This is a genomic window from Parabacteroides sp. PF5-9, assembly GCF_029893105.1.
GTDB lineage: Bacteria > Bacteroidota > Bacteroidia > Bacteroidales > Tannerellaceae > JARXWG01.
In genome coordinates this window covers 35,643-58,718 of record NZ_JARXWG010000023.1, presented here as the reverse complement: position 1 = coordinate 58,718, position 23,076 = coordinate 35,643, and the positions used below count along the sequence as shown (strand labels likewise).

At 42.0% G+C, this 23,076-nt stretch carries 18 protein-coding genes; 8 read left to right on the top strand and 10 right to left on the bottom strand.

Annotation, left to right across the window (positions count from 1 at the left end):
- Nucleotides 1–356: 356 nt before the first annotated feature.
- A complete protein-coding gene (locus M2135_RS12815; RefSeq protein ID WP_280748911.1) occupies nt 357–1,589 on the bottom strand; it encodes a glycosyltransferase N-terminal domain-containing protein in 1,233 nt (410 codons plus the stop codon).
- Between the two features lie 22 nt (nt 1,590–1,611).
- Nucleotides 1,612–3,135, bottom strand: coding sequence for a glutamate--tRNA ligase (gltX, locus tag M2135_RS12810; protein WP_280748914.1), 1,524 nt, complete (start codon nt 3,133–3,135; stop codon nt 1,612–1,614).
- 95 nt (nt 3,136–3,230) lie between these two features.
- On the opposite strand from gltX, the gene M2135_RS12805 reads away from it, so the two are divergent.
- A complete protein-coding gene (locus M2135_RS12805; RefSeq protein ID WP_280748910.1) occupies nt 3,231–5,261 on the top strand; it encodes an HDIG domain-containing metalloprotein in 2,031 nt (676 codons plus the stop codon).
- A 4-nt stretch (nt 5,262–5,265) separates the two neighbouring features.
- Here the strand turns inward: M2135_RS12805 and M2135_RS12800 are convergent, their stop codons facing one another.
- Nucleotides 5,266–6,666, bottom strand: a complete 1,401-nt coding sequence (locus M2135_RS12800) for a C1 family peptidase (RefSeq protein WP_280748909.1) — start codon at nt 6,664–6,666, stop codon at nt 5,266–5,268.
- Between the two features lie 113 nt (nt 6,667–6,779).
- On the opposite strand from M2135_RS12800, the gene M2135_RS12795 reads away from it, so the two are divergent.
- Nucleotides 6,780–7,586: an alpha/beta hydrolase gene (locus M2135_RS12795; RefSeq protein ID WP_280748908.1), complete on the top strand. Its 807-nt coding sequence runs from the start codon at nt 6,780–6,782 to the stop codon at nt 7,584–7,586.
- A 47-nt stretch (nt 7,587–7,633) separates the two neighbouring features.
- Nucleotides 7,634–8,800 (top strand): Gfo/Idh/MocA family oxidoreductase, encoded by a 1,167-nt coding sequence (locus tag M2135_RS12790; RefSeq protein ID WP_280748907.1) that lies wholly within the window; start codon nt 7,634–7,636, stop codon nt 8,798–8,800.
- A gap of 206 nt (nt 8,801–9,006) precedes the next feature.
- On the opposite strand, the gene M2135_RS12785 is transcribed toward M2135_RS12790, so the two are convergent.
- The 6 genes from M2135_RS12785 to M2135_RS12760 all read right to left on the bottom strand — a co-directional run bounded on the left by M2135_RS12785 (nt 9,007) and on the right by M2135_RS12760 (nt 15,949).
- Entirely contained in the window at nt 9,007–10,224 is a 1,218-nt protein-coding gene (locus tag M2135_RS12785; RefSeq protein ID WP_280748906.1) for a multidrug effflux MFS transporter, read from the bottom strand.
- 63 nt (nt 10,225–10,287) lie between these two features.
- A complete protein-coding gene (locus M2135_RS12780) occupies nt 10,288–11,127 on the bottom strand; it encodes a helix-turn-helix domain-containing protein (RefSeq protein WP_280748905.1) in 840 nt (279 codons plus the stop codon).
- A complete protein-coding gene (locus tag M2135_RS12775) occupies nt 11,127–12,254 on the bottom strand; it encodes a carbohydrate-binding family 9-like protein (protein ID WP_280748904.1) in 1,128 nt (375 codons plus the stop codon). The genes M2135_RS12780 and M2135_RS12775 overlap by 1 nt, the downstream gene beginning before the upstream one ends.
- 50 nt (nt 12,255–12,304) lie before the next feature.
- Entirely contained in the window at nt 12,305–13,462 is a 1,158-nt protein-coding gene (locus tag M2135_RS12770; RefSeq protein ID WP_280748903.1) for a serine hydrolase, read from the bottom strand.
- 84 nt (nt 13,463–13,546) lie between these two features.
- Nucleotides 13,547–14,059 (bottom strand): gamma carbonic anhydrase family protein, encoded by a 513-nt coding sequence (locus M2135_RS12765; RefSeq protein WP_280748902.1) that lies wholly within the window; start codon nt 14,057–14,059, stop codon nt 13,547–13,549.
- A gap of 102 nt (nt 14,060–14,161) precedes the next feature.
- Complete coding sequence (locus M2135_RS12760) at nt 14,162–15,949, bottom strand: aminopeptidase P family protein (protein ID WP_280748901.1); 1,788 nt, start codon at nt 15,947–15,949, stop codon at nt 14,162–14,164.
- Between the two features lie 540 nt (nt 15,950–16,489).
- On the opposite strand from M2135_RS12760, the gene pruA reads away from it, so the two are divergent.
- From pruA to nudC, 3 genes are all read left to right on the top strand, one after another.
- A complete protein-coding gene (gene pruA / locus M2135_RS12755; protein ID WP_280748900.1) occupies nt 16,490–18,121 on the top strand; it encodes an L-glutamate gamma-semialdehyde dehydrogenase in 1,632 nt (543 codons plus the stop codon).
- Between the two features lie 79 nt (nt 18,122–18,200).
- Nucleotides 18,201–19,376: a proline dehydrogenase family protein gene (locus M2135_RS12750; protein WP_280748899.1), complete on the top strand. Its 1,176-nt coding sequence runs from the start codon at nt 18,201–18,203 to the stop codon at nt 19,374–19,376.
- Nucleotides 19,377–19,420: 44 nt separating this feature from the next.
- Entirely contained in the window at nt 19,421–20,203 is a 783-nt protein-coding gene (gene nudC / locus M2135_RS12745; RefSeq protein ID WP_280748913.1) for an NAD(+) diphosphatase, read from the top strand.
- Here nudC and M2135_RS12740 read toward each other — a convergent pair.
- Nucleotides 20,198–20,893: a DUF4858 domain-containing protein gene (locus M2135_RS12740; RefSeq protein ID WP_280748898.1), complete on the bottom strand. Its 696-nt coding sequence runs from the start codon at nt 20,891–20,893 to the stop codon at nt 20,198–20,200. The genes nudC and M2135_RS12740 overlap by 6 nt on opposite strands.
- Before the next feature lie 284 nt (nt 20,894–21,177).
- Here M2135_RS12740 and M2135_RS12735 point away from each other — a divergent pair, with 284 nt between their 5' ends.
- Nucleotides 21,178–21,771, top strand: coding sequence for an RNA polymerase sigma-70 factor (locus M2135_RS12735; protein WP_280748897.1), 594 nt, complete (start codon nt 21,178–21,180; stop codon nt 21,769–21,771).
- A gap of 69 nt (nt 21,772–21,840) precedes the next feature.
- Nucleotides 21,841–22,863, top strand: coding sequence for a FecR domain-containing protein (locus tag M2135_RS12730; RefSeq protein ID WP_280748896.1), 1,023 nt, complete (start codon nt 21,841–21,843; stop codon nt 22,861–22,863).
- The last annotated feature ends 213 nt before the right edge of the window (nt 22,864–23,076 follow it).

The following is a 23,076-nucleotide window of genomic DNA, read 5'->3' as shown; positions in this document are numbered from 1 at the left end:
ATGTTTGTAAACTCTTTTAAGGACCATGAGTGTTTTGGTCTTTTTCGAAACTTAGAAACAGTCAAACTTGACAACCAATTTTAGGACGGGACAACCTCTAACAGAAAAGTGTTTTCGAACTATTTTATTTGTGTTCTGCAGCAATCAGAAAAGTGTATTGGATGCAGTGAAAGAAGATTAGTATATATGTCTTATTTTCAGGAGGGTAAAACGGTGGTGGATTGTGTTTTTGAAAAAAAACAGGCCATGAACCATGACTGTGGCTGGGTCGAAACAAGAAATCGGTATTTGCCGGATTATGAGTAATACAGCTTAAATGAAAATAGAAATAGACCAAATGGGTGTAAGCGAATAAATTAAAGGGGTAGTTCTTTCAGTATTTTTTCGGTCGCTCCGATGTTGTTTTTGACATAACTGCCGGCGGCATCTCCTGCGGCTTCAAGTAAATGGCGGTACGTTTGCCATTCATCCATTTGAGCAAAAAAAGATTTTTCGTCGCTGATAGAGAAGCCTCCTCCGACCTGAATAAGGCCTTTGGCTTCTTTGAATTTTTTGTATTTGGGGCCAAAAATAACGGGAATGCCATAAACGGCAGCTTCCAATGTGTTGTGAATGCCGTGCCCGAAGCCACCGCCAATATAGGCCATATCGCCGTAGCGGTATATGGAAGAAAGCATGCCGAAACTATCTATAATCAAACAATCTTTATCGTCCGGATTCTGGTTGTGTATCTCGGAAAGGCGAATAGATGGACGTTTTAATAAGGACTCGATATAAAGCAGGTGTTCGCGATGAATCTCATGAGGGGCGATAATTAACTTTATTTCAGGATGCTCGTTGAAATATTTGATAAAGATCTCTTCATCCTGCGGCCATGAACTTCCGGCGATTAAAACAAGTTGGTTTGTGTGTTCTTTTGGGGAGGTGAACTTTTCAATCGCAGGGAGTTCGCGCGCCTGTTGCTGTACGGCCAACACACGGTCGAAACGGGTGTCTCCGGCAATACTTACATTGTTTATATAAAATTCGTTCAATAACTCTTTTGACGTTTCGTCTTGTACATAGAGGTGTGTGAAATAACGCAATACTTTCCGAAACGAACGTCCGTACCATTGAAAGAACAGCTGGTCTCTCCGGAAAATAGAAGAGATGCTGTAGATCGGTATTTGCAGGCGATTCAACTCCCTCAGGTAATTTTCCCAAAACTCATATTTAATAAAGATCGCGATATGGGGATTGGCCAGGTGTATGAATTTTTTCACCCGGTAGGGGGTGTCGAAAGGCAGGTAACAGATCACATCTGCCGCGTCATAATTTTTTCTGACTTCGTATCCGGAAGGGGAGAAGAAAGTGAGTAGTATCTTGTATTGAGGATATTCCGCTTTGATTTTTTCAATCATGGGGCGGCCTTGTTCGAATTCTCCCAGCGATGCGGCATGAAACCAAATGTATTTGGCTTCTCGATCGATCTTTTTGCGCAAGATACCGTTTGTTTTCCATTGCCCCAATCGCATCATCCGCGCTTTCTTATGGAAAGGGGAGATCAGTTCGATAATAAATGTGTAAAGATGAATGAACAAATTGTACATTAGGCTGAAGCGGATAATTGGGTTAATGAGGTAATCGATCAATTGCCTGACGCAGACGTCGAATGGTCTCTTCTTTTCCTAACGTTTCGGTAATGTCGAAAATATGTGGCCCTTTTCCTTCACCAACCAATGCCAGGCGGGTCGCATTCATAATATTACCCAAATGGTATCCTTTCTCTTCGATCCAGGTTTTGACATGTTCCTCTGTTCCCGGGCTATCGAAAGGTTCATAGTTTTGAAGTATATGGATTAATTCGGTGAGCATAGCCGGAGAATCTTCTTTCCAACGTTTTTTGACCGTTTTTTCATCATAACTTTCCGGTGCCATAAAGAAGAAAGAACAAGCATCCCATAACTCTTTAACGAAATTAACCCGCTCTTTGGTTAATCCAACGACTTTTTCTACCTGTTCCATGTTTATGGAGGTTATACCATGTGCTTGAAGTACAGGGATAAACAGTTCGGCGATTTCTTTATTGCTCTTTTTCTGCAGGTATTGATGATTGAACCATTTTCCTTTTTCATAATCGAATTTTGCGCCGCTCTTACTGCAATGCGTAAGGTCGAACAGGTTGATCAATTCGTCCATAGACATTAACTCTTGATCATTGCCCGGATTCCATCCCAATAAAGCCAGGAAGTTAATGACTGCTTCAGGGAAGTAGCCGCTTTCCCGATAGCCTGAAGAGATGTCTCCTGTTTTAGGATCTTTCCATTCCAGTGGGAATACGGGGAATCCCAAGCGGTCGCCGTCGCGTTTGCTGAGTTTGCCGTTGCCTTCGGGTTTCAATAACAGTGAAAGATGTGCAAAATGCGGCATGGTATCGCTCCAGCCTAAATAGCGGTACAATAGGACATGAAGCGGAGCACTTGGTAGCCACTCTTCTCCACGGATGACATGGGTGATTTCCATCAAATGGTCATCCACGATATTTGCCAGGTGATAGGTCGGTAGCTGGTCGGCCGATTTGAATAATACTTTATCATCAAGGACAGAGGAGTTGATGACTACTTCTCCGCGGATCAGGTCGTTTACCCGAATGTCTTCGTTGGGTTCTATCTTGATACGATAGACATATTGATGCCCCTCTTCGATGAGTTTGTTTGTTGCTTCGGGCGATAATGTCAGCGAGTTACGCATCTGCATACGGGTGGAAGCATCGTATTGAAAATTGGCGATTTCACCGCGTTTTTTCTCCAGTTCTTCGGGTGTATCGAACGCGATATAGGCTAATCCGTTTTGATGCAATTGATCGATGTATTCTTTATAGATTGCTTTGCGTTCGCTCTGGCGATATGGCGCTTTATCTCCGCCGAAACCGACTCCTTCGTCAAAGCGAAGCCCAAGCCAGCTTAATGCTTCAATAATATACTCTTCGGCTCCCGGAACAAAGCGTTGGGAGTCGGTATCTTCAATGCGGAGAATAAAGTCTCCGTTATGTTGTTTGGCAAATAAATAGTTGTATAAAGCGGTACGAACACCTCCGATATGCAATGGCCCGGTTGGGCTGGGCGCGAAACGAACCCGAACTTTTTTGGGAATCATAATCTCTTTTCCTATGAATAATGCGGCAAAAGTAGGTCTTTTTTTTCTCATACTAAACTTTTTTCCGTACATTTCGGCGCTAAAAACAGAATGCTATGGAAGTTAAGAAATACAATATACCTTCAGCTCTTTATTTTATTATCGCAGCCATGTTGATTGCTTACTTTTTTCCTCGGGAAGGGAAATTCAGGTATCAGTTTTATGAAGGTAAGCCATGGCGATATAATTTATTGACGGCTCCAAGTGATTTTCCCATTTATAAGACCGATGAAGAAGTCAAGGCAGAGAAAGACAGTATACTCCGCTATTTTGAACCCTATTACCGCAAAGATGCTACAGTCGGAAATATCCAGATCAATAAATTAAGAAGTGATTATAATGCATCGCTGAAGGAGACAATAACCTCCTCTTATCTGCAATATATTGAACGTTCTTTGACGCAACTATACTCAAAAGGTATCGTATCCACCCTTGATTTTGAGAAAATGAAAGAGGAGGAGTATGAAAAGGTGAATCTGGTGGTGAACAATGTGTCGCAGCCTTATTATGTCTCTGACTTTTTTACTGTCCGGACGGCTTATGAGTTTATTCTGAATAATGCGCCAGCGCGTTTGGATAAATCGGTATTACAGTCGGCAAATATTAATGAATACCTGGCGGAGAATGTGATTTTTAATGAGTATATGACCGAGCGAGTGAAAACGGAACTGGTGAATAGTGTCTCGTTGTCCAGCGGGGTAGTTCAGGCCGGAGAACGTATTGTCGACCGGGGGGAGATTGTGGATGAACAGACCTATAAAGTATTGCGTTCGTTACGGATTATCTATGAGTCGAAATCGGGAGGTTCTCAACGATTAGGGGTTATTATGGGAGGGGCGATTGTCCTGATATTCGGGTTGATCTTTTGCTTCTGGCTTTATTTGTGGTCGTTCCGTATACATATATTTAATAGTAGGCGGAATGTACTGTTTTTGATTCTGTGTATTTTTGTAAGTTGCATATTGACGGAGTTTTGTGTCGCTTATACATTATTCAATGTCTATATTTTGCCCTATGCTATTGTTCCCATCGTTGTCAGAACCTTTTTTGATTCCCGAACAGCCTTATTTACGCATTGGATCATTGCATTGATCTGTTCATTGATCGTACCTTTTCCTCATGAGTTCTTATTTCTACAGGCCATTGTCGGTATGGTGGTGACGTTTAGTCTCCGCGATTTATCGGAACGTTCTCAATTGATCCGGTGTGCATTTATTATATTCCTGGCTTATTCATTAAGTTATATTAGCTTGTCACTTTATCAGGAAGCTGATTTTAATAAGATTAACTGGATCATGATCCTCTATTTCGGTATTAATTTCATCTTGTTGATGTTTGCGTATATCCTGGTGTATATGTTGGAAAAAACGTTTGGATACGTCTCTAATATTACTTTGGTAGAGTTGTCGAATATCAATACGCCTATCTTGCAGAAATTATCTGAAACGGCACCGGGTACATTCCAACATTCTATTCAGGTCTCTATCCTGGCCTCTGAAGCTGCCGGTAAGATTGGAGCAAATGCTTCTCTGGTACGAACAGGTGCGATGTATCATGATATCGGGAAAATGGTTAACCCGGCTTATTTTACGGAGAATCAGGGAGGTCTTAATCCGCATGATCAATTATCGTTAGAAGAGAGTGCGCAGATCATCATCAGCCATGTGCCTGAAGGGGTTAAAATAGCGGAAAAGGCGAATCTGCCTGAAGCGGTCGTTCATTTTATACGTACACATCATGGTACGGGTAAGGCAAAATATTTTTATAATTCGTATAAGAATAAGTATCCATATAAAGTGGTTAATGATGCCTTGTTCTCTTATCCGGGTCCCGATCCTTTCTCTAAAGAAACCGGAATTCTGATGATGGCCGATGCGGTAGAAGCTTCCTCCCGTAGTCTTAAAGAGTATACGGAAGAAAGCATCTCGCAGTTGGTGAATAAAATAATTGACGGTCAGATCGCTGACGGGTTATTGCGGAATACGCCTTTAACTTTTCGTGATGTAGAGGAGGTGAAACAGGTTTTTGTTGAGAAACTGAAAACCATGTTTCACACACGCATCAGCTATCCGGAGATAAAGAAATAATCGTTTACTCTTCGTTGGCAAACATCGGATCCCAAGCCGGAAGACGAATCGGTTTTTGGCTGAGGACTTCTTTTGTTTTGCTGGTAATATATTTTCTCTCAACGACCAAACGGAACATATATTCATTAAACCATTCGTCGGTGATGATCAGGTGACCATTGTTCGCTCCTGGTCCCCAGCTGTTTTCTACCATCCATTTTTTTGATTGTCCTTGTTCGTCGAGGTCGACAGCCATTAAAGTCATCGCATGAGAAGAGCCGCTGGCAAATGTTTGAATACGTTGTTTTTTGTCCATGCCGAATGTCGTGCCGAAAAGAGAGCCGTAGTCGTAGTAATCGACATCCAACAACCCTCTTTCGCGGTCAAAGAATTTACCGACATCACAGGAGAAGTACATCATGGTGCTGTCTTTAATTGAAGCAATAGCCATCTCTTTGATCTCTTCTATGGGAAGGTTGACATAGGTCCAGTTGGTTCCGTCGTAACGGTGTCTGTCGAAATCGATCTCGTATAGTTTATAATATTCCCGGGTCGGGTCGTTCATTAACATCACATAATTGTTTGCCAGATCTTCACCAATATATTCCTCATAGAAAGATAGGGGAGTATATTCTTTGGTATTTACAGGGTTGCCTTTCGAATCCTTTCGCGTCCAGGTGAATGATGTGGGTGGTTCGCCCAGGTTTAAGGCCAGCATCCGATAAATAGTACCTAACATTTCTGTTTTGTTCTTTTCCAACGTGTTGGCATTTGCTCCTTTAGATGCCTGATCGCGTAACTGAAGGGCATATTCTTTCAGTTTGAGACTGATCAGATTGGCCATTCTTCCGGTGTTGTTGCTGCTGTTTGTTTCAACCATGACTTCCGCAGGAACAACACCATATTTGCTTAAAATGTCGAATACACCGGTGAATTGACCACCGTCGCTTAGCGGATTTTTGAACAACCACTCCACTGTTCGATCCTCCATCGGTTTGTCTTTAGTGTCGATAATACTCTGTAAGAACAGGTTTGCTTTTTCCAATTGATCCCAGAAGAATGAGTAATTAGGTGAGAATTGGAAGTCTCCCATATTATATTTAGCGATCATTTTAGCCCGGAAAACATTCAGCCCTGTAAATAGCCAGCAACGTCCGGACGATTTTTGATTGGTGATCCCTTTGCTGTTTACTCTGTTGGAGAAGTAAGTGTCGAAATGATTCTTACTATCGTTGTTGATCGCCAGTTTATTAATGTCATTATTGCTAATGGCATTATAAAGTGCTTTGTCGGTTGCAGTGCCTTTGTACGATTGTTTGATTTGCTTCAGCATCTCCGGCGTAATTCCGCCTTTCGATTGTTGAGCCTGAACGGTGGCGGTGAAGCTAAAGGCCAAAAAAATAAGTAAAAGATGAAGATTTCTCATATAACAATTAGTTTTTACGTGTTTGTTTAGACGCAAAGGTAGTTTTTAATTATATTCGTCGCATAAATCGTTTTGTAATATTTTAATGAATAATCCTTTAACAAGAGAATAAGATGAAATACCTATTCCTATCCTGTTTCTTTGTTTTATGCGCCACTCTTCATGCACAACAAATGGAACAACTGAAACTTTGGCCTGAAGAACCACACAATGAGGCAGAACTGTATCTCTATTTCCCCTCTCAGCAGCAAAAACAATCTCCTGCAGTCTTGATTTGTCCGGGTGGAGGATATGCAGGTTTGGCCATTGATCATGAAGGGCATACGATGGCGAAATGGTTTGCAGAAAAAGGTTTGGTGGCGATCGTCTTAAAATACCGGTTGCCGAAGGGAGAGCATACCATCCCTTTAAAAGATGCGGAAAAAGCGATGTCTGTAATACGGGAAAATGCGGTTAAATGGGGTGTTTTGTCTTCTAAGGTAGGTGTGGTAGGCTCTTCTGCCGGAGGGCATCTGGCGGCCTCGTTAAGCACGTTGGCTACAGCAGCAAATCGTCCCGATTTTGCGATTCTGTTTTATCCGGTGATCAGTTTGGATGATCGCATTACTCATGCCGGATCAAAACAGAATTTGTTAGGTGAGTTGATCCATGATGAAACATACGTTGATCGGTATTGCTTGGAGAAACAGATCGATGCGAAAACACCTAAAACGTTATTGTTGTTGAGTGATGACGATACGGTCGTTGTTCCGGAAAACAGTCTTTTATATTATGAAGCATTAAAAAACAAGCAAATTTCTGCTGCCATGTATATCTTCCCATCCGGTGGACATGGCTTTGGTATAACTGCGCCTTTTACGTATCATGAAGAGGTGAAAGGGTTAATATCCAAATGGTTGAAATATATTCAGATCCTTTAAGTACTAAGTTTATAGAAAGATACAATCGTTTAAGTAATCACATTATCATGAAAAACAGAAAATTAAAAATGGGTATGGTAGGTGGCGGAAGTGATGCCTTTATAGGTGCGATCCATCGCCGTGCTGCCTTTATGGACAATCTCATTGAATTAGTATGCGGGTGCTTCAGTGTTGACCCCGAGATTTCTAAAAGTTCCGGACGCTCTTATTTCCTTCCGGAAAATAGAATCTACAACACTTATCAGGAAATGTTCGAACGAGAAATGGCTTTGCCGGAAGAGGAACGAATGGATTTTGTGACAATTGTTACGCCCAACCGTTTTCATTTCGAACCGGCCATGATGGCGTTGGAAAGAGGTTTTCATGTTGTCGTAGATAAACCGATGACGTTCTCTTTAGATGAAGCCAAGCAGTTGCAAAAGAAAGTCGAAGAGACCGGTTTGATCTTGGCTCTGACGCATGTTTATTCGGCTTTCCCGGCAGTGAAAGAGGCTAAGGCACGTATCGCGCGAGGCGAATTAGGCCGGTTGCGGCGATTGTATGTGGAGTATCCACAGGGCTGGTTGGCTGAGCGGATAGAACTGTTAGGCGGAAATAATGCCGGTTGGCGTACTGATCCGAAGCTGTCGGGGAAAGCCGGTTGTATGGGAGATATCGGAACACATGCTTGGCATTTAAGTGAATATATGACCGGATTAAAAGTAGAAGAACTTTGTGCCGAACTGAATACATTTGTTCCCGGGCGTCCGATCGATGATGACGGAGCCGCATTTTTGCGGTTTGAAGGTGGAGTAAAAGGAACGTTGATAGCTAGTCAGATTGCCATTGGCGAAGCGAATAACATTAATATACGTATCTACGGTGAAAAGGGCGGTTTAGAGTGGCATCAGGAGAATCCGAATCTATTGATCATGAAATGGATTGACCGTCCGTCTGAAATTCTTCAAGTCGGAAATAATACATTCCTGGGCGAAGAGGCCAAATGGAATACCCGTACTCCAGCCGGACATCCTGAAGGTTTTATTGAAGCGTTTGCCAATATTTATCGCAATTTTGCCCTGACGGTTATGGCTAAGTTGAAAGGAGAAACACCTTGTGCCGACTGTCTGGACTTTCCTACCGCTTATGATGGTGTGAGAGGTATGCAGTTTATCGAAACAATGGTTGCTGCCGGGTATGACGATCATAAAAAGTGGCATAAGTGGATTGATTAAATGATATTGTCGCTTTTTCTCATATTATAAGAGGAATTTCTTCGGATATAAAATCGTTTGACAAATGTCGAACGAATATTCTATAATTATCAAATGATCATTTCACAATTGTGGAATGATCGTTTGATAGTTGTCAAACGATTATTTTTCTTCAATCGTTTCGTTTTCGTATGCAGAAGAACCGACAGTTCGATCCAGTCTTAAAATCAGCACCCTGTTGAAGGAATAGTCGTCTGCCGCATTTCTTTTTTATTGATTGGACTGAAGATTACGATGAGTGACGCCAGGCTGCAAAGCAGGAATGCCAACCCGATCGTCGTAACGGTTCCGTCGCTGATGTAATTGGAGGCGAGTGAACAGATAAATGCCACCATCAGTTGGATAGAACCGAAAAGGGCGGATGCTGTACCACTGTCATTGATGAATGGAGTAATAGCCAGTTCTGTTGTAGTCGGGAATAATACACCAATCGGAAAGACGTAAAAGAACAAAACCGTAAGAATCGGTATTATGCCTAAATCCATATACATTGTAGTAAACAGGATGATGCTTGCTGCACTCATAAATAACAAGGCGTACTTTACCAGTCTGTTTGTCGGGATATGTTTTTGTAATACAGTCGTAATATATGAACCGATCATTAGTCCCAGTGCATTAATTCCGATTACAAGACTGAATATATTACCGGAAAATCCACCATATTCCATAATCAGGAAAGGGCCGTTGGCAACATAGATCATTAATGCACCATTAGCCAGTCCGGCAAGCATGGAGTATACCATAAATTTTCGGACTTTCAATATCTGCCAGTAACTGACCCAGACATTATTCTTTTTTTCTATCCTTTGCTCTTTCCGAAGGGTCTCGGGTAGGCAGAAGAGTGTCAATAAGAAAAGAGCAATGCCAAGTATAACCATCGCATGGAATAACCCAATCCATTCAAAGGTGTAAAGTACAGCATTTCCGATCACCGGAGCCACAATAGGAGCCACTCCCATAATCAGCGCTAATACGGCAAAGATTTTCAGGGTCTGCGTTTTGTCGAAATAGTCGGTGACTACTGCCCGTGAAATCACTACTCCTCCACAACCGCCTAATGCTTGTATAAATCGGACGACCCATAATTGTTCTATTGTATTGACAAACAGACAGGCTACGGATGCCAGTATAAAAATAAAAAGGGAGATCAGTATCGGCTTTTTCCGTCCGAATCTGTCGGCCAAAGGTCCCCAGATTAACTGTCCGACGGCAAAGCCACCCAGAAAAGTGGATAAGGAGATCTGTACCGATGCGATAGGTGTGGAGAACGCTTCAGCAATCCGGATAAATCCGGGTAAATACATATCGATGCAAAGCGGTTCAAGTGCAGTCAATAATGAGAGGATAAGAATAACTATCCATTGCATCAAAGTGAAATGTTTCATTTTATTTTTTAGGACACAAAAGTAGTACTGCTCATCGGTTGTGCGCTTATACAAATCCTCCGATTACTTGGACAAATGAACCTGTTGTTCCCTGAACGCTTTTGGTGTGGTCGCTGTCTGTTGTTTAAAAAAACGGGTGAAATAGGCCGGTTCGCTGAAGCCCAGATCAAAAGAGATCTCTTTCAGGCTTTTCCGGTTCAGGCGTATCTCTTTTTTTATTTCCAGGATCAACCGTTCCTGTATGTGTTGTTTGATTGTTTTGCCGGTTCCCTTTTTACATTCTTCATTGGCTTTTTTATGCGTCAAGCCCAACTCCCGGGCGTAAAACTCCGTATCACGGTGTGTTACGAAATGGATATCTATCAGTCGCATTAATCGCGATATAATAAAATCGTTACTGTTTACTGCACTGTTTGCAGTCAATGAAGAGAGATGAAACAGAAAGGCTTCCATATAACTTTCCATTAGTGGAAGTCTGTTGTCTCCGTTGTATTCAACCTGCATTAAGTCTGTGAGTTGCTTGAGAATAGAGGTGGTTTGGGAGTCGGGAGTTAAAAAAATATTGGAGAAATACCCATTGAGGTAGTCGGAGTTGATGCGTTGATTCATCCGAAAGAAGGAGTCGTTATCAATACCGAAAATATATCCTTCTTTTCCTTGAGGATCCAACATATCAATTTGTCCCGGAAAAACCAGGACAAATTGATTGTCAGAGAGGGTGTATTCTTTAAAATCCAGGAAATAGACGGGATTGTCACCCGCTTTTATGAACCAGATCAATTGATAGAAATCATACCGTTGATAATTGTCGAACAATGGATCATCGGCTTGCTCCAGTTTAAAGATCTCAATTTTCCGGTTCTCGGGCAACTGGGTTAACGTCGTGTTTCCTAGCTGTTGCATTAACGTTGAACTTGCGGTTTTTTCTGCCAGACCAGTCCGTCCTGACGAATATTCCAAGTATTGTTTTTGTCGATGGATAGGCTGATTTCATACATGGAAGAGGTGGTCTCTATACTTATTTTTTTCAACCATTCAGCCGGGCAAACTTCCGCAGGTTTCAGGTCGGCCGGATTAGAGGTATAGTATCCGTGCGTCTGTCTGAATTCACGTTGGCGGAGATAAAGCTGGCGAAGCGCCCATTTGATATCTTCATCCGGATTCCATTTGAAAGCGACTTCACCTTTTCCGGCGATCGTTTCGGTGAATTGAATATATCCCCAGTATTCCGGTAAATGAGCGCTGACAATACCGATCGGCGCCCATAGCCAGTAGGACTCGGCTCGGGCAGTGCCCTCTTTTTTAGGTATTTTGACATATTTACCCTCTTTAACTTCCAACGGCCATTGCACACGCATAAAGTTAGCGCGTATCTGATCGCCGTCGGCCGGCTTTCTGACTCTTGGCATCACCTGATAAAGCGAACGCCAGGGGATAAAAACTTCTACTGTCCAACAATGATCCGTATCAGTCGGATCATTCAACGTGCCGTCGAGATAAACAGCCGATTTCATCCCGTTAAATTCCCAGTTGCTGAACGTGACCGGGTTATCGCGGTAAGGCTTGCTCAGGTAAAGATCCCAAACGGTACCCAGTGCATTCACCTCATATTCCAGGTAATGATGGGTGTCGTTTGTCGGGTTGAAGAACATTTCAAAGGCATTGTCCTGAAAAATAGTCGCATCATGCTCGGTTAATGTAGCCCAGATATGCGGTTCTTCAAGCCATGCGGCAAAGTACATGCCATTGTCGTCATGCGCCATCTTCATTTTTGTCTGCAGATAAGGTTTCGCTCCTTTATCCCCTTCGATATCGGCAAAATTGGTTGTCCAAGGGATGGCGTCCCATTCTTCCGGCGACAATTTGCCGTCAACCGTAATTGGTCCGGGCGTTTTATAACAGACATACCCCGGAGGGTTGAAAGGAGGTTGCTGGGCGTAGGTCATCTCTTTGGGAGGATGAACGGATTGCCCATACGCGTTTGATAAAAATAGTGCCAGAGTACCGGCAAAGAATAGAGTTTTTTTCATAAAATATATATTTAAGTGAGTCACTTCTCTTTTTTCATGATAGTTAAATGTTAGTTCGTATTTGTTTTGTCAATGATAGCCAATCCGGCAGCCAGCCAGGTATCGATGTCATCCGGGTAATGCTGATCTGTACGTGTTTCACTCCGCTGATGTCCGAGACGCACGATTACAGCGTTCTTGTCCGGAATCACAAAAACATACTGCCCGTAAATACCCCGCATATACGGGATATTCATTCCATTAAAGTTCAATATCCAGAATTGATATCCATACTGATTATTTGGTTCGTTATACTCCTGGAATATCAGAGAATTGTCCGATGAAGTCGCTGTTTTTATATAATTCTCAGAAACCAGTTGTTTGTCGTTCCAGGTACCTTTATTCAGAATCAGTTGTCCGAAACGGGCAAAATCCCGGGCATTACTGTTAAAGCAACAATACGCTTTTTCCATACCCTCTTCTTTGTCAAGACTCCATAATGCATGTTCTTCAGCATGCATGGGTGTCCATAATTTACGGGAAATATATGAACTGATCTTTTCATCGGTTGCTTTTTCCAATACGAACGCCAGTAGTTGTGTGACCCCACTCTGATACACAACATATCTGCCGGGTTCGTCTATCTCTTTCATTTCGGAGGTTACTTTCCACAGGTCGCAGCCATAATACAGTTTGGTGGTAGGAGAGAAAGGAGATGTATATGCTTCTTGAAAATCAACACCAGCACTCATCGTCAACAGGTGACGAATGGTTAATGGTTTGTTTCCATATCCCGCAAACCCGTCAACGAAATCACTGACCGGCTGATCTACACTTTGTATAAATCCATCATCGATCGCGCAGCCAATACCTAGCGATACAATACTCTTAGCCATTGAAAACGAATTGCTATGCGACTTCGCTGAATAATCCTGCCAATACTGTTCGAAGAGCAACCGACCATCTTTAATCACTATAAAAGCAACCGTACCCAACTCCTCGAAAACGGGAATAAACTTTTCATCAATAAAATGTGTGTTGTATTCCGCCGCAAATGGCCATGGTTGGGGATCATCAGCCCGGATAACCCGGTTCTCAAAAATCGGATACTGATCAATCGTCGGGGTCAAATGAACCAACGCCCGGCGAAGATAATAATTCGAAGGTAATGCCAGAAACAGTCCGACACCACAGATTAAAATAATTATTCCAACTCCTAAACGTTTCAATTTTAATTATGAGTTATGAGTTATGAAATATGAATTATAAGTGTCAATTATCCATTGTCCATTTGGTACAAATGAGGAGGATCTTCATTTGTACCACGACGCGTACATATGGTAATTTTTTGCAATCTTCTGATTGATCTCCTTGGATTGTTCCGGATCTACTTTTTTAACAAACTTAGCCGGTACACCTGCATAAATACTACCCGGTTCAACGATCGTATTGCTAAGTACCACAGAGCCGGCAGCAATAATTGCTCCTTCACCGATCACGGCGTTATCCAGAACCACAGAACCCATTCCGACCAAAGCACCCGCGCAGATTTTAGCACCGTGAATAGTCACATTATGTCCGATGGAAACGTCATCTTCGATCTCTATGGTCGATTTCTCATACAAGGTGTGCAATACAGAACCATCCTGAATATTCACCCCATTACCTACCCGTATTGAATTGACATCACCACGAAGAATAGTTCCAAACCAGACACTGCACCCCTTACCAATGACCACGTCTCCAATGATTGTCGCATTATCAGCCAGGTATGTATCTTCTCCTATTTTAGGCGTAAAGCCTCTTACCGATTTAATTAAAGCCACTTTTTTAAATTATTAATTATGAATTATAAATGATTAATTATTTTTTTTCTTTCTTTCTTTCATTAATAATTAATCATTAACCATTAACCATTCATCATTGTTTTAGATTTCTTTCGTTTTTTCTTTCAGCCATTCTGCCTCCTCTTTGTTTAGGTGCGGAGTCAGCAATTCACAGACCATTTGATGATATTTGTTCAGCCAGGCATGCTCCCTCATAGAGAGCATGGGAACAAGAACTAACCGGGTGTCGATAAAACACAAGGTTAATGTTTCAAATCCCAGGAATTTACCATATTCTGTTTCACTATCTTCACGAACGAGGATCATGTTTTCTGTTCGGATGCCATAGGCGCCGGCGCGATACATAGCCGGTTCATTACTTGTGATCATGCCCGGTTTTAACGGAACAGGATTCTCTTCCATCCGGATACTCTGTGGCCCCTCGTGTACATTCAGACAATGTCCGATCCCATGTCCGGTGCCGTGCAAGTATTGAATTCCGGCATCCCATAACGCTTTTCGAGCCAATATATCCAGTTGAGATCCGCGGGTGCCTTTCGGAAATTTCGCTTTAGCCAGACTAATCATACCTTTAAGCACACGGGTAAAATCTTTTTTCATCTGTTCGGTCGGTTCTCCCAGGGCTATTGTGCGGGTGATATCGGTCGTTCCGTCAAGATATTGCCCCCCGGAATCGATCAATAGTAACCCTTCCGGTTTGAATGTTGCGTCGGTTTCCGGTGTTGCCGAATAATGTGGACTAGCTCCGTTGGCTCCATACCCGCAGATTGTGCCGAAGCTATCCATAATATATTGTGGTTGTTCGGCTCTGAAAGCTGATAGTTTGGCTGAAGCGCTCAACTCGGTTACTTTTTCCCCTTTGGCCATCTGTTTTTCCAGCCAGATATAGAAGCGAGTCAGGGCAATGCCGTCTTTTAATAGTGCATTTTTAAACCCTTTGATCTCCGTCTCGTTTTTGATGCTCTTAAGGTGGTTGGTCGGAGTGATTCCTTCGACGATGGAACACCCTTTGGGGATGGTGTTGAATAACGAGATGTTAATCTGTTTTGGATCGATGAATACGGACGTTTTTGCAGGTAATCGGGATAAATATTGATTGATCATCGTATAGTCGGCCAGTACGACACCCGCTTTTTTTAAGTATTCAGCCACCTCTTCCGTTAGCTTTCGTGGGTCGATAAAAAGTACGGATTCTTTCTCTGAAACAAATCCATAGCTGATTATCACCGGGTTATAAGCGACATCCGTACCCCGTATATTGAATGTCCAAGCCACCTCGTCAAGGGCGGTAATAATCAGACAGTCAGCGCCTTCTTTTCGTAACAGGTTGTTGATTTCGTCGAGTTTATCTCCGACCGATTGGCCACTTAACTCAAGAGGTATTTCAAACAAGGGATTAGACGGTATTTCCGGTCGATTTTCTCGGATTTCATCGACTAAATCGGAATTGAAGTCTAACCGGATTTTCTTTTTGTTTAATGCTTTTTCCAACAGGCGAGCGTCTGTTGTACTGTATGTCTGTCCATCTAACCCGACGACTTGTTCTTCGCCCAATTCAGTAAGTAAAAACTGAGCGATTGTCGGTGTTTCGGGTAGCCCTATTTTATATAATGTAATAGGGGAACCAGCCAGTTGTTTTTCCGCCTGTAAAAAATAACGGGAATCGGTCCATAGTCCAGCCTTTTCCTGTGTGACCACGACTGTGCCGGCCGAGCCGGTAAAACCGGATATCCATTGGCGAGACTTCCATCTTGAAGCCGGATATTCGCTTAAGTGTGGATCGGAACTTGGAATGATGTAGGCGTCGAACTGACTGGCTTTCATCCGTTCACGGAGTTGATCAATTCGTTTTGTCGTATTTGTGTTCATGATATAATGTATTCCGATTATACCGACAAAGTTAAGAAACAATTCTTTACCTGCTCCATCTGAACGGAATAAGAAAAACATTCCGTCCTTTTTTTTGCAGCAATTATAACACTTTTTTGTTACACCTAGGTTTGTTTTTTGTTAGAGGTACGTCTAAAACAATTTAGAGGTACGTGTAAATCATTTTAGAGGTACCTCTAAACAAATTTAGACGTACCTCTAACAGAAAAGTGTTTCAATCGGTTCAAAAAAACCGTTGGGAGGTGGAGAAAATAGTTGCAGATGCAGAAAAAAAAGATAGGTTTTCCGGCTAAAACGCATTGTTTGTATCGTTGTTTTTCCCGGCTTATCTGACATATTGTCAACAATGAGGCCGCTGTTCTGTCTTTTTTGAGTAAGTTATGTATTGTATTTCCTGAAATGAGAGGGAGAGAAAATGATTTTGTTTTTTATAAAATAGATGATGAATCGCTGTTTTTCAAATATATTTTGTACGTTTACGAGCAGAAAAACACACAAATTATTTAAATAATACGGATCATGAATAACGCTATTTACAGATTCTCTAATCCCGGCAATGAGCCGGTAAAATCTTATGCACCAGGATCTAATGATAAACAATTACTAAAAGGTGCTTTAGCTCAACTCAGTTCGGAGGAGTGGGATATCCCTCTGATTATTGGTGGAAAAGAGGTCAGAACAGGAAACACCGGAAAGGTCGTAATGCCTCATAATCACAAACATGTATTAGCCACTTATCACAAAGCAGGTGAAAAAGAGGTACAGATGGCCATTGATGCAGCCATGAAAGCGCATAAAGAATGGTCGGAATTGCCCTGGTTGGAGCGTGCTTCAGTGATGCTACGTGTTGCCGAACTTTTTGCCACTAAATACCGTTATTTGTTGAATGCATCCGTGATGTTAGGGCAGAGCAAGAGTCCGTATCAAGCCGAAATCGATGCACCTTGTGAATTGATCGATTTTTTACGCTATAGTGCTTTTTATGCCGGGCAGATCTATGCCGATCAACCGTATTCGGATAAAGGTCTTTTAAATCGGATGGAGTATCGCGCATTGGAAGGATTTGTATTCTCTCTGAGTCCGTTTAACTTTACCTCTATTGCCAGCAACCTGAATATGGGACCGGCGATGATGGGGAATGTAGCCGTTTGGAAACCATCAACCACAGCAATCCATTCCAATTATTTATTAATGAAGGTCTTCCAGGAGGCCGGATTACCCGATGGAGTCGTGAATTTTATTCCGGGGCAGGGTAGTCTGATCGGCAAGGTGATCACAGCCAGTCCGGATTTAGCCGGGTTCCATTTCACCGGTTCGACAGCGACTTTCAATACGCTTTGGCGGCAGATGGGGAATAATCTGGAAACCTACAAATCATATCCTAAAATAGTCGGAGAAACAGGTGGTAAAAATTTCATTTTTGTGCATCCCTCTTCTCCTACATTAGAAGTAGCGACTGCAATTGTTCGTGGTGCGTTTGAATATCAAGGCCAAAAATGTTCGGCCGGCTCACGTGCATATATCCCGAAATCACTATGGAAAGCGATAAAGGAGCAGGTGGGGGATATGTTGAAAGAGATCAAGATGGGTGATCCGCAGGATTTCTCTAATTTCTTCAATGCCGTTATTGATGAGCCGTCCTTTGACAATATCATGGGGTATATCGACTATGCGAAGCAGGCGACAGATGCTGAAATTATTTTCGGAGGAAAAGGGGATAAGTCTGTGGGGTATTTTATTGAACCGACAGTGATTCAAACAACGAATCCGTTATTCAAATCGATGACGGAAGAGATCTTCGGCCCGGTGATTACCATCTATGTTTATGAGGACGACAAATATGAAGAGGCTCTTGAGTTATGTGACCGTACTTCACCTTATGGATTGACCGGTTCTATTTTCGCAAAAGATCGTTATGCGATTCAGACTGCTTTTGATAAACTACGCTATTCGGCAGGTAATTTCTATATCAATGATAAGCCGACAGGTGCAGTAATCGCTCAGCAGCCGTTTGGCGGTTCCAGAGCTTCAGGGACAAACGATAAGGCTGGCGGACCGTTGAATCTGACGCGATGGACCAACCCACGTTGTATTAAAGAAACGCTGGTTCCACCGACAGATTACGGGTATCCATTTCTTGGTGAGCAATAAAAAAACGGAAACTGAAAGTGGGATTTGAATCCGACTTTCAGTTTTTTATTTTCAACTTCAATTCTCAATTTATACTATTATGCTTGATTTTAATAATACGGAGATTGCGTTCTCCTCTAAATCAAAAGGGGAACTACAGAATGCCTACTTGCTTTTCAGCGTGATGAAATATCCTTGGATCGTTAAATGCGGAAAAGTACTTTCTAATATAGCCATTAAGATTCATTTTCCGTTGAACTGGGCGGTGAAACCTACCTTGTATAAACAGTTTGTCGGTGGCGAAACCGTTAAGGATTGCGAGAAAACGATCCAACACTTACGTAAATATAATGTGAAGTCCACGTTGGATTTCTCGGCAGAAGGCGAACAGACCAAAAAAGGGATAAAAGCGACTTTTAAAGAAACGCTCCGTTCGATAGATAATGCCAAGGGGAATGAAAATATTGCTTATGCGGTATTTAAACCATCGACAATCACACGTGATGAGGTGTTGTGCAAAGCTTCAGAGAAGCGGGAAGACCTGACGATGCAGGAGCGGAAAGAGTTCCAGCAATTTCGTGACCGGTTTATGGATCTTTGTCAACGTGCCTATGATAATCAGGTGCGTATTCTGGTAGATGCAGAGGATTATTGTTTTCAGAATGCGATTGACGATCTGACGGATGATGCCATGCGTATGTTCAACCGGGAGCGCCCCATTGTATTTGCCACATTACAAATGTACCGGCACGACCGGATGCCTTATTTGGAACGTATACTGAAAGACGCAGAGAAGTGGGGGTATTTTCCGGGCATAAAATTTGTGCGTGGCGCTTATATGGAAGAAGAGCGTGCTCGTGCTGCAGAAAAGGGGTATCCCGATCCGATCTGTAAAGACAAAAAAGCGACGGATGAAAATTTTGATGCCGGGGTGCGGTTTGTGGTAGAGCATATCGACCGGATGGAACTTTTTATGGGGACTCATAATGAAGAGAGTAATTATAAATTAGCCCAATTGATCGATGAAAAGGGATTAAAAAGAGATGATCCGCGTATCTTTTTCTCCCAACTGCTGGGCATGAGTGATAATATTTCATACAATCTGGCGGCTGCCGGATACAATGTGACGAAATATGTACCTTATGCGCCTGTACGTGATGTGTTGCCCTATCTGATTCGCCGGGCGGAGGAGAACACCTCTGTTGCCGGACAAACCGGCCGGGAATTGCGGATGTTGAAAATTGAAATGGAGCGCAGAAAAGAGAAGAAGAAATAAATCTAAAAAAACTATCTTTGTCTGCCGTTATAAAATGGTAGATGATGCATAGGGAGAAACATTTTTGTTGGTTTATTTTTGATAACGATCAATTACTGATCGAACATCGTGATGGTCAATATATGGTACCGGAAAGTCTGAATCCTCCGGTACCACTTTCTTTTAAACTGGATGTCTCTTCTCCGGAAAAAGAAAATTGTGTGGTCGCCATTCCAGAACCGGGTGTGGAGATCAATAATAGCCGTTATTTTTTCACCTCTTTGCGTGAAGCATGGGGATTCCTTGATTCCGGCTTATATAAGATTGCCGGGCGAGCAGCTCAGATTTTGTATTGGGAGATGCATAGCCGTTTTTGTCCTGTTTGCGGAATCCCTACTCAACAGACTACTCCTATCACCAAAGTTTGTCCTTCCTGCCACTTTGAGCAATATCCAGTGATATCAACAGCCATTCTTGCCTTAGTGCGTAAAGGAGATCAGATCCTGCTCGTACAGGCTCGGAACTTTAAAGGAACATTTCATGGACTTGTTGCCGGATTTCTGGAAGCGGGAGAGACTTTGGAAGAATGTGTAGCCCGTGAAGTCAGGGAAGAGACCGGTCTAACGGTGAATAATATCACCTATTTTGCGAACCAACCGTGGCCATTCCCCAGTGGATTAATGGTCGGTTTTATAGCCGATTATGTCGAGGGAGAGCTTGTTTTGCAGGAAGAGGAGTTGAAATCAGCCGCGTTTTTTGACCGTGCTCATCTGCCGGAGTTGCCACGCAAACTGAGTCTGGCCCGTAAAATGATCGATTGGTGGCTGGAATCGAATCCTTCTTCATAAAAGAACCGAGTCGCCCGGCAGGGAAGTCGAATCCTTTATAGATAAGATATATTCATCCGGGACAATGTTTATTGTAGTCTCGATCGAATCTTTTTTCGACTTTGTTGTAACCAGTGGCAATGGTAAATTAGCTTGATCTTTACGCTGTTTTTTCTGTTTTTCGTTCAGCTCTTTTGATGGTAGGTTATTGTATGTTTTCCATGCAACAGCGTGTTTCCGGTTATGCTGAATATTTCGGTACGTAGGACTGAATGCCATTTGTAATAAATGATCGAAAGAGGAGCCGGATGGATAACGTGCATGTTCCCTCAGACGCGTGTCGTGGAGTAATGCAGGATTGACCTGAAGAGGTGATAAAGGCAGATTTTTTCCGTAATGCCAGAATACATAGGGAGGTAAGTCTTTTAAAGCCACCTTATGTGAAACCGTATCTTCCGGTTGAAAATAGTCGGAAAAATCTTTGATGATGGGAATCTCCGAAGGGGCAGACATGCCCGAACCTGCCGGTTGGTCAAAATTCAAAAATGTACCCCCCTCAATGGCTCGCATTGTTTCAGGGTTTAACTGTATACTGTCTTTGCCTGAAAGTATGTTTTGCAACCAAATGGAGTCTTTTGCCGTCCATTGTGCATAAGTCTGGTAAGAGTTAGTCAGACTAATAAATAAACCAATGATTAATATTCTATTCATCACCACTTTTCTAATCTGCACCAAATGTATAAATGTTCTTTAATTATCAAACTATAAACGACTTGATTTCTCACTTTGATCCCATTATCTTAATGCTTTTTTAGATGTTTTTTTAATAGATGTGAAAATAGAGTTGTCGCTTTCTCCGGAGAAGGAGAAGAAATTTTTGTTTGATATTCTGAAAACAGCAGCTATAAAAATGATCGTCATGTTGTATATTTTCTTTTAATTATGTAAATATTTCTTTTCTTTTCTTATTTTTGTCAGTAGGTTATTTTTTACAAATGAAAAATCGTCAAACAGATACTATTAATGAAGAATTGCTCATCCGATTGCAAAAGGGGGATGAGAAAGCGTTTGAACTGATTTTTTTGCAATATAGCCCATGGGTCTATAATTTTGTTCATTCCTTATTACACGATAAAACCTTAGCGGAGGACCTGACGCAGAATGTGTTTCTGAAAATCTGGGAAAAACGTTCACTGATCGATCCTAAACAGAAATTTGAGTCGTATATCTTTACCATCGCCCGTCATTTAGTTTATAAAGAAACAGAGAGCCGCTTGCAGGCAGAAGGCATCATTAATAAATTGGAAAAACAACTGACCGCTACGACTGACTTGGATACGGAAGAGGAAATTGTGACGGGTTTCCTGAAAGAGTATATCGATCAGTTGATAGAAGAATTACCTCCTGCCAGAAAAATGATCTATAAGTTAAGCCGGCAGGAGCATCTTTCGAATAAAGAGATTGCTGCCCAATTAGCGATATCAGAGAAAACAGTAGAAACACAAATATACAGATCACTCTTATTTATAAAGAAAAAACTCTCTTCGGATACCGGTATCTCCCTTTTATTATTATTGTTGATTTGTTAAAAAATCATTATTTATTACATCGTTGTAAGTGATCTGTCATTTTGAAGGATATTCATAGTAGGAAATAGTATGAAAAAGATCAATTACATCGAATTGTTAGACGCCTTTATAAAAGGTGAATTGCCTTCAGATAAAAGACAGCAACTACAAGACTGGTGCCAGAAGGAATTAGCTGAGGAGACGTTGGAAGCGTTTTACCAAGAGCAATGGACTAATTCGTATACCAATGAATTAACTCCTGAAATACAACATCGGATCTATCGTAAAATAAAAATACAGATCTCGGAAGAAAAAAGGCAAAGAGGTGCTGTTCGCCGTTATTCTTGGTGGCAGTATGCTGCTATAGCGATCCTCTGTATAGGGCTTGGGATAGGTATCGGTTCAAGAGTATACACTGACCTTTCTTCGACCGCCTCCCAGCCCACAGAGGAACGAAAAGAGCATTTTATTGCTGTAGAAAAAGGGCAGCGTGCCAATGTGACTCTTCCTGACGGAACAAGAGTGTGGCTGAATTCACATACGACCCTCAGGTATTCGAGCGAATATGGTTTTTCAGATCGATATGTCTCTCTTCAGGGCGAAGCTTATTTTGAGGTCGCCAAAGATGAAAACCTTCATTTTGTCGTAAAAACCGGAGAGATGGAGATCGAAGCTTTAGGGACTGCTTTTAACGTTAAGGCATACCGTGAAGATAACGAGATAAAGACGACCCTGTTTAACGGGCAGATAAAAGCTTCTACAGCTGAAGAAGAACTCATACTTACGCCTAATCAGTATGTTTCCTATAACCGATCGGAACACTCCTTGAAGTCAGGTGTTTCGGAAGATGCTTCTTATGACAAGATGTGGCTGAATAACGAACTATCATTCGATGGACAAACATTGAGTGAGATAGCCATCATACTAAACCGGCTATCCAATGTGCATGTGGAATTTGCCTCTGAAGCAATCAAAAAATACAAATTTTCCGGTGTCATCAAGAATAATAGCCTGGATAATATTATCGAAATAATCAGCCTGACAGCTCCTATTGTTTATGAATCACGTGGGGATACGATTGTATTAAGTGAGAAGCACAAAGCGAAAGAATAAAAACTCTATTATTAATTAAAATGTGGAATGCCTATGATCAAATACAAGTAAAACAAGAGGGGTAGTCGCTGCTACGAATCTACCCCACTCTCAATTTATAAGTCAAATAACATGTGAAACAGCGTCGGTTGCGCCTTGTTTTTATAAGATGAATCACATGCGTTTTGAGCTTGTAAAGTTACACTAATAATCTAATGTACTATTAAAAACACT

Bases quoted from the DNA above. Each gene is read 5' to 3' on its own strand.
- M2135_RS12800 (WP_280748909.1), bottom strand. From the start codon at position 6,666: ATGAGAAATCTTCATCTTTTACTTATTTTTTTGGCCTTTAGCTTCACC.
- M2135_RS12790 (WP_280748907.1), top strand. From the start codon at position 7,634: ATGAAAAACAGAAAATTAAAAATGGGTATGGTAGGTGGCGGAAGTGAT.
- M2135_RS12760 (WP_280748901.1), bottom strand. From the start codon at position 15,949: ATGAACACAAATACGACAAAACGAATTGATCAACTCCGTGAACGGATG.
- M2135_RS12805 (WP_280748910.1), top strand. From the start codon at position 3,231: ATGGAAGTTAAGAAATACAATATACCTTCAGCTCTTTATTTTATTATC.
- M2135_RS12815 (WP_280748911.1), bottom strand. From the start codon at position 1,589: ATGTACAATTTGTTCATTCATCTTTACACATTTATTATCGAACTGATC.
- M2135_RS12735 (WP_280748897.1), top strand. From the start codon at position 21,178: ATGAAAAATCGTCAAACAGATACTATTAATGAAGAATTGCTCATCCGA.
- gltX (WP_280748914.1), bottom strand. From the start codon at position 3,135: ATGATTCCCAAAAAAGTTCGGGTTCGTTTCGCGCCCAGCCCAACCGGG.
- M2135_RS12730 (WP_280748896.1), top strand. From the start codon at position 21,841: ATGAAAAAGATCAATTACATCGAATTGTTAGACGCCTTTATAAAAGGT.
- M2135_RS12740 (WP_280748898.1), bottom strand. From the start codon at position 20,893: ATGAATAGAATATTAATCATTGGTTTATTTATTAGTCTGACTAACTCT.
- M2135_RS12785 (WP_280748906.1), bottom strand. From the start codon at position 10,224: ATGAAACATTTCACTTTGATGCAATGGATAGTTATTCTTATCCTCTCA.
- M2135_RS12780 (WP_280748905.1), bottom strand. From the start codon at position 11,127: ATGCAACAGCTAGGAAACACGACGTTAACCCAGTTGCCCGAGAACCGG.
- M2135_RS12750 (WP_280748899.1), top strand. From the start codon at position 18,201: ATGCTTGATTTTAATAATACGGAGATTGCGTTCTCCTCTAAATCAAAA.
- pruA (WP_280748900.1), top strand. From the start codon at position 16,490: ATGAATAACGCTATTTACAGATTCTCTAATCCCGGCAATGAGCCGGTA.
- M2135_RS12775 (WP_280748904.1), bottom strand. From the start codon at position 12,254: ATGAAAAAAACTCTATTCTTTGCCGGTACTCTGGCACTATTTTTATCA.
- M2135_RS12795 (WP_280748908.1), top strand. From the start codon at position 6,780: ATGAAATACCTATTCCTATCCTGTTTCTTTGTTTTATGCGCCACTCTT.
- nudC (WP_280748913.1), top strand. From the start codon at position 19,421: ATGCATAGGGAGAAACATTTTTGTTGGTTTATTTTTGATAACGATCAA.